This is a genomic window from Bartonella sp. MR100HLJHH (genome assembly GCF_042194215.1).
Taxonomy (GTDB): domain Bacteria; phylum Pseudomonadota; class Alphaproteobacteria; order Rhizobiales; family Rhizobiaceae; genus Bartonella; species Bartonella grahamii.
Map to the genome: position 1 here is coordinate 1 of NZ_JBHIMR010000030.1, position 6,398 is coordinate 6,398.

A 6,398-nucleotide genomic window follows, 5' to 3' on the forward strand; every position below is an offset into this window, starting at 1 on the left:
TTGCTGTCTTTAAAGCATTCTCTGTTTGCTTTTGCCGTTCGCTTTGCTTGCCAAGGTGAAACGCCTTGGCTAAAGCCGCTGTAAAGCAAAACTTCTCGAAACAGATATCATTGGTTCTGGAACACCGATACCTCTTAATTTTTTCAAGCAAAAAAAAACAAAACGCGGCGTAACTTACACAATGTTTGGAAAAAAGAAATCTTGCCTCATGGTTTTATTAAGGGTGGAAATTTTCCAAAGCGTGTTGATTTAAAAAAGATGAAGAGTAATGTTTTTCAAAGAGTAGACGGAGGTAAATTCCCCATTGCAAAACAAGAAGGACCATCAATTGCTGGAGTGATGTCCAAGCCAGAAATTGTAAATTCTATCGCACAATATACCAGTGAAAGATTAACTAAAAACATACAGAGACAACTTGAACGTCAAGAATACGCTGCTAATAAGAAAGCTAAATAATGTTCTCAAGCTTTATCTACCTATCCCGTATCCTTATGAGTTTATGCATTACACACTTTGATTGCAATTTTAAAAACAGATTATCACTTATGCTTTGTTGTTTTATAAAAAAGTCAATAAAATAAATATAAAAGATACTTCCCAGCGAGTTAGCTTCGTTACGGGGCAGGCTGCGCAAACTATCGCTAGCGACAGAATTTTCAAATTAACTGTACATTGTACACTTAACTCATTGATAAATAATGATTTCAATATGTACACTGTACAGTATATAATTATTTTGAGATGGAATTTATTTTTATTCTCGACATTATTGCGTCAATGTATATTTTCGAATTAAGTGCCTAAGAAACACCTTAAATCGATAGCGGATAGATTACCGACACAATCTCTTCTCCGCACATTAGAGACTTTGACTCATTATATGCTACATGCATATAATGGATTTGTCGGGTGTAGTTACGCTATACAATACTCTTTATGGGGAAAGCGTAACGACGGACTATCGACCGTGTTTCTTAGCGCTCGACATTCTTCTGGAATGTCAATAAGAAACCTCTAATCGATAGGAGTTCACTATGAACACTCTTATAGAAATTAAATAACGGGTTATTGATAGAGAGGCTGTTCAAACCGTCAATGCTCGTGATTTGCATGCGTTTTTGGAAATTACATCAAAATTTGCAGACTGGATTAAAAATCGTATTAAAGAATGCAAATTTCGAGAAAATATAGACTTATAGCTTTTTCTAAAAATTTAGAAAAAGGTGGGCGTCCAAGCATGGGATATCACCTCACCTTAGACATGGCAAAACACCTTTCAATGATCGAGCGTAATGATAAAGGTCATCAAGTAAAAGAGTATTTTATCGAATGTGAAAAGCTTGCAAAACAAGTAGCGACACCGCAAATCGATTACTCCAAGCCCGAAGCATTACTTGGCGTCTTGAATCACCTACAAAATCAAATCGAACAGAAAGTAGCATCATCGCAGAATAGCACCCAAAGCAGACGCGCTTGAGGATTTAAAGCCTTCTGATGGTTTGTTCGGTCTTATTGAAGCGGAAAAAATTTTTGAAGTACGGCCAAAGGACTTAACAGATTACTTACATAAACATGATTGGGTGTATCGCCGTATTCCAAGTGGTCCATTATTACCCTATCAGGATAAAATCAAGAAAGGATTTATGGATTATCCTGCTATCACTATTCAAGGACCTGATGCTACAGAAAAGATACTGCCTTCAACAAAAATTACACCAAAAGGATTGGCATGTTTGAGAGAACAAATATCTTTGGGGGTATGCAATGAAGGTAGATACCAACTTTTTATGTAATGTGTGAATGGCTCTGTTTCAGTTTGTCAATTGTGAATATGTAGATAAAAAAAATTGTAGTACTCTGGTTAACATTATGGGTGTGATAGAAAAAGCTTTGATTTTAAAACTTCAAGATGAGGTACCGAATATTACAAAGATTCTAGCAGTTCTTAAAGGCTTTGGAACTTCAGAACTCCCGCATAGCATGAATTCGTTATTGCAAGCTTATGCTCCTACTTTGGAGAGCCCTGTTGTGGAAGCTGCTTAGCTAAAAACATAACTCCCCTCTCCATTCTCAAAAATGGGGAGGTAGTTTAAAGATCAAGTTTTGAATGAGAGCCTAGACATACTAAAACCTATCGATCTTGACCAATCAAGCGATAAATCAACACTAAGTCAGGTCGAATATGGCAATCTCGATAATTGCTCCAATTCCCAGTCAATGCATAGTCATGATATCGAGGTTCTAAAGGCTGGTCAATTGCTAATGCTGCAATGATTTGGCGCAAATCAATATCTAAAAGATGCCGATACCGTCCTTTCATTTCACGCTTGAAATCACGTTTGGAGATAGTGGTGCGTTCAATCGTCCACATAGATCATCAAATAATTCGTCTACGGAATGAAACTTTTTTAAGTTGCCTTCATCTAATTCCGTAAAAGCCGCTATGGTTTCCGCATCGGGTTGAAACAAGAAGGACGGAATAGCTTTATCTTGTGCAATACGCGTCATCAACACTCTCACAACATCACTTACTGATAAATCTGAAGCTTGAATAACTTGATTAGCGATATTTTGAATTTCTTCTGGTACACGCGCCTGAACCATACGACTAGCAGCCATAATGATCTCTCCTCTTGTAACTGTATTTCAGTGCAATACAATTGGAGTTTAATTTCAACCGCAAAATGTTTGGCTTATCTGATACGCCGAAAACCCCATTCCTCAAGCATCAGAAAAATACATCCCCCTTAATCCAGCAGTATCCGATGGCAGTCAAACACCGGCAGGGATTTCTTTTGCCACTGTTGACGCAACAGGCGCAGATCAACGCGCCGTGATTACAGCACGCTTATGCACTGTAAAAGCTTCTGAATTGCTATGCCAGATGACATCACAGATGAGCAAAAGAAAGCAGCCATTCAGTCTTTAGAAGACCATAACAACATTCTATTGCGATAGGAGAATGCAAACATGGATATGAATTTTTTTAAACATGATGCTTTCTCAAGCATCACAATGATGAGAGCCATTGAAAACTATGAGTTTCAACCTGGTCTTGTGAGCTCTCTTAATCTTTTTGAGGAAGTTGAAACCAGTACCACAGTGGTTGGGATTGAACGGCGTGATAATACATTTTCCCTTATTCAAACCAGTGAACGTGGCGCACCTTTGGCAGAAGGTGATAGAGAGGGTCGTAATCTTCGGTTTTTCAAAACAACACGGATTGCCAAAAGTGATACGGTGAAATCAGAAGAAATCCAAAACCGTCGTGAATTTGGCGCAGAAGATCAGTTAGAGACAGCAATGAAATATATTGCCAGAAAACAAAAGAAACTGATTTCTGAAATTGAATTGACATGGGAAAATATGCAGCTTGGCGCCGTTCAAGGTGTTGTCCTTGATGCTGATGGCTCGGTGATTGTAGATTGGTACAAGGAATGGGAAATCACACCACCAAAGCCCATTGACTTTAAACTAAATACAGAAACAACCAATGTTGCTGACCATGTTGATCGAGTCATTATGAGGATGATTGAGGCTTCAAAAGGAGCATTTTCTGATCGTTCACGCATTATTGGGCTTTGTGGAAATGAATTCTTTTCCAAGTTGAAAAACCATAAAACAATTCGGGAGACCTATTTAAACACAGCCTTAGCACAGACACTCAATAGCGCCGGAGGTGTTGCAACACCAAGCGCTCTTGGCTCGGGCAGCTTTGGCAGTTTTGACTTTGCTGGTGTCACTTTCATTAATTACCGAAGTATTCACAACTATAATGTAAGTGCACAGGCTGGAACAAAGCGCGCCATAGGAATTAAGCCTGATGAATGTCAATTCTTCCCTGTTGATGCGCCTGGTGTCTTCCAAAAAACCTTTGCACTAGGTGAAAGCTTGGATTTTGCCAACACGGTTGGAAAGCCTCTCTACACCATGCTGATCGTTGATCACGACCGTAATGCATGGGTAAAACCGGAGGTTCTATAGCTATCCGCTTTACATTTGTACACGCCCAGAAATGCTGTTTAAAGCCGTGATTGGAGCGAAATAACATGCGATGGCACGGGCTGCTAAACCAAATGGTTAAAGATGTGCGCAACACTTTTGGGAAGCCCATCATCTACACGCGAAAGGACAATCAGCAATCTTTTCGTATCACAGCGATTTACACCATTAAGCATTCAGAATCGGACGCTGGTGGCAGAATCCCTACCACAATTGCAAGAAAGGAACTTGATCTTTGTATCAATGATATTGGGGGCGGGTGCCACCAAACCCTCAAGATAGTGTTATTGTGATGGTTCCTAAAAACAGCAAAGCTCCCTCTTCCCAAGAGCACTTCGTGATCACAGATGTCCAAGCCTCAGAATCTGGTATGTATAAGCTTATCTTGCGGGAGATAAAAAATGGACGCAACTTTATCTTGTGTGTTTAAAAATCAATAAGGCTGCCCAAGAGCCCGGATTACTGCTGCAAACCTTGGATTTGGAATGGCACTAAATCGGTAATTCCATGGTGCGCCAGTACGGTGACTGATGTGACATCTTTGGTATGTTATAGTGACTGATGCAATTCCTGCCCAAGTAGTCCTTTCATTATCTTCAGGGCTTTCAAATACAATAGCTTGGTTTGTTACTAAAAGACGTCCTAAAGCTGGAGTCTTTTCGCCAATATTGAAGGTAACGCGTTCTTGAACTCCCAACAGTTTTTCATTTTTTGCTAAACGATAATCATATTCACTTGCATCAAGTTCTTGAAACATTTCACATGCTTCCTCAAAATTAGAGGGAGGAATATCTGATTGCCACAGAGAAACTTCTTGCTCAAAGTTTTTTTCCTTTTTCGCCTCACGATAGGCAATAATAACAAAAATTAAAACAATAAGAATGGGTACTAATAACCATGGTGTAATAGTTACTGTTACCACAATGCCTCCACTCAACAGAACACAAAGGAGAAAGATCTGTACCCTCTTTTCTAACCGTTTTTTTTCAAGTTCCAGCGACATTTTATTAACAACTGATAAATCAGAAGAAGGGTGGATATGGGGGGGAGGCATTAAAACCTGCTCTGAAACTTTTTCTTTAAAACGCTTTTTGCGTCTATCTTGCCAATGAACAAAAATAGACAAAGCAATAAATGCAAAGAAAATTAACCTGAACCATCCCCAAAAACCTAGACCATTATTTTCGTCTGACTTTTTGTCTTGAACATGGATACTTTGCTTATCAGTATTCTCAGGTAGTACCTGTTTCACGCTTTCATTTTGAGTAGCAACATATATTAATGAAGTCGAGGAGGAGGAAAAAATTTCATTATTGTATGTAACTTGATCTGGTTCGATTTTGTGAAAAAAAACGCACCTAATATTGCAGATCCGAGAAATAATAAAACTCCAATACCAAGAGTTTTCAGTCCGTTTTTCCGCCATTTTTTTATACACACTAAAACAAGTCCGACAACCATCACTGGGAATGATAACAAGCATACGATCACCGCAATTGTATCAAGCGTATCGAGCATTATTTCCCCCTCCACTATAAATAAAAAACTAAGCCAAAAAATTTAAAGTGAGTCGACAAATAAAGTAAAGATGTGCTTATAATTTTTAGAAAAAAGTGATATTGCTGCGTGACATTATTACAGCGATATGAATAATCGAATCAGGTGCCTAAGAAACACTTTAAAGCAACTAGCGAACGGATTGCTGGAACAATATCTTCTCCGCCAATTAAAGTTTTGACTCGTTGTATGTTACACGCATATAATAACTTTGTCGGGTATAGTTACACTATACAAGACCCTTTACGGGGAAAATATAACGACGGGCTAGTTGCCCATGTTTCTTAGCACCCAGAGCTCTTTTAAAGTGTCATTAAGAAACATCTAACAACTAGGAGTCCTTTATGAATACCCTTATAGAAATTAAAGAACAAATTATTGAGCAGGATACAGTTCAAACGATAAATGCTCGTGAGTTGCATGCATTTTTGGAGATAAAATCCGATCTCATTGATAGCTTGTGAGACGGCATCAAAAGCACGTGGTAAACCTTGTCCGAATGGTTTAGCGGCATGATAAGCAAATTAACCAGCTGGATGCCTAATTGGATGAAAAAAAAGCTAGGTTTTAATGTTTCAATCAACAAAACTTCAACCCAAACAATAAAAACCTTTACCGATGAAACCAATGCACGGGCAAAAAAAATGCTGGGTACAGTAGTGGTTACAAACACCCCGCCTGAAAAACGCAAGAGTGGTTTTAATACAAGTGTCATTGAAACAGGACAAATGCAGGCAACAAATAAAGTGGGTGCCTTTAAAACTCCAAAGCCAATTACGGTTCATAAACCCGTTGAAGTAGACGCCCGTGTAACCATTACAAATCTAAATATTTCAGTA

The 6,398-nt window shown here is 38.7% G+C and carries 4 protein-coding genes and 7 pseudogenes; 8 read left to right on the forward strand and 3 right to left on the reverse strand.

Annotation, left to right across the window (positions count from 1 at the left end):
- Positions 1-76: 76 nt before the first annotated feature.
- The 3 genes and pseudogenes from ACFIJ7_RS08770 to ACFIJ7_RS08780 all read left to right on the forward strand — a co-directional run.
- A pseudogene (locus ACFIJ7_RS08770) lies at positions 77-456 on the forward strand (hypothetical protein); the annotation flags it as partial.
- A gap of 611 nt (positions 457-1,067) precedes the next feature.
- A pseudogene (locus ACFIJ7_RS08775) lies at positions 1,068-1,793 on the forward strand (antA/AntB antirepressor family protein).
- Positions 1,794-1,800: 7 nt separating this feature from the next.
- Positions 1,801-2,043, forward strand: coding sequence for a hypothetical protein (locus tag ACFIJ7_RS08780; protein WP_375635922.1), 243 nt, complete (start codon positions 1,801-1,803; stop codon positions 2,041-2,043).
- Between the two features lie 88 nt (positions 2,044-2,131).
- On the opposite strand, the gene ACFIJ7_RS08785 is transcribed toward ACFIJ7_RS08780, so the two are convergent.
- Both ACFIJ7_RS08785 and ACFIJ7_RS08790 read right to left on the reverse strand, forming a co-directional pair.
- Entirely contained in the window at positions 2,132-2,371 is a 240-nt protein-coding gene (locus tag ACFIJ7_RS08785; RefSeq protein ID WP_375645096.1) for a type II toxin-antitoxin system YafQ family toxin, read from the reverse strand.
- Entirely contained in the window at positions 2,317-2,619 is a 303-nt protein-coding gene (locus ACFIJ7_RS08790) for a type II toxin-antitoxin system RelB/DinJ family antitoxin (RefSeq protein WP_375645097.1), read from the reverse strand. The genes ACFIJ7_RS08785 and ACFIJ7_RS08790 overlap by 55 nt, the downstream gene beginning before the upstream one ends.
- A 106-nt stretch (positions 2,620-2,725) precedes the next feature.
- Here ACFIJ7_RS08790 and ACFIJ7_RS08795 point away from each other — a divergent pair.
- From ACFIJ7_RS08795 to ACFIJ7_RS08805, 3 pseudogenes are all read left to right on the forward strand, one after another.
- Positions 2,726-2,958 (forward strand): annotated as a pseudogene (locus ACFIJ7_RS08795) (head decoration protein); the annotation flags it as partial.
- A gap of 12 nt (positions 2,959-2,970) precedes the next feature.
- A pseudogene (locus ACFIJ7_RS08800) lies at positions 2,971-4,048 on the forward strand (major capsid protein).
- Position 4,049: 1 nt separating this feature from the next.
- Positions 4,050-4,432, forward strand: a pseudogene (locus ACFIJ7_RS08805) (hypothetical protein).
- Positions 4,433-4,435: 3 nt separating this feature from the next.
- Here ACFIJ7_RS08805 and ACFIJ7_RS08810 read toward each other — a convergent pair.
- Positions 4,436-5,440: a hypothetical protein gene (locus ACFIJ7_RS08810; protein WP_375645098.1), complete on the reverse strand. Its 1,005-nt coding sequence runs from the start codon at positions 5,438-5,440 to the stop codon at positions 4,436-4,438.
- A 463-nt stretch (positions 5,441-5,903) separates the two neighbouring features.
- Here ACFIJ7_RS08810 and ACFIJ7_RS08815 point away from each other — a divergent pair.
- Positions 5,904-6,014, forward strand: a pseudogene (locus ACFIJ7_RS08815) (phage antirepressor Ant); the annotation flags it as partial.
- Positions 6,015-6,023: 9 nt separating this feature from the next.
- Positions 6,024-6,398: pseudogene (locus tag ACFIJ7_RS08820) on the forward strand (phage tail protein); the annotation flags it as partial.

What these genes read in the sequence shown, in the direction of transcription:
- ACFIJ7_RS08785 (WP_375645096.1), bottom strand. Translation starts at nt 2,371, where the DNA reads ATGTGGACGATTGAACGCACCACTATCTCCAAACGTGATTTCAAGCGT.
- ACFIJ7_RS08790 (WP_375645097.1), bottom strand. Translation starts at nt 2,619, where the DNA reads ATGGCTGCTAGTCGTATGGTTCAGGCGCGTGTACCAGAAGAAATTCAA.
- ACFIJ7_RS08780 (WP_375635922.1), top strand. Translation starts at nt 1,801, where the DNA reads ATGGCTCTGTTTCAGTTTGTCAATTGTGAATATGTAGATAAAAAAAAT.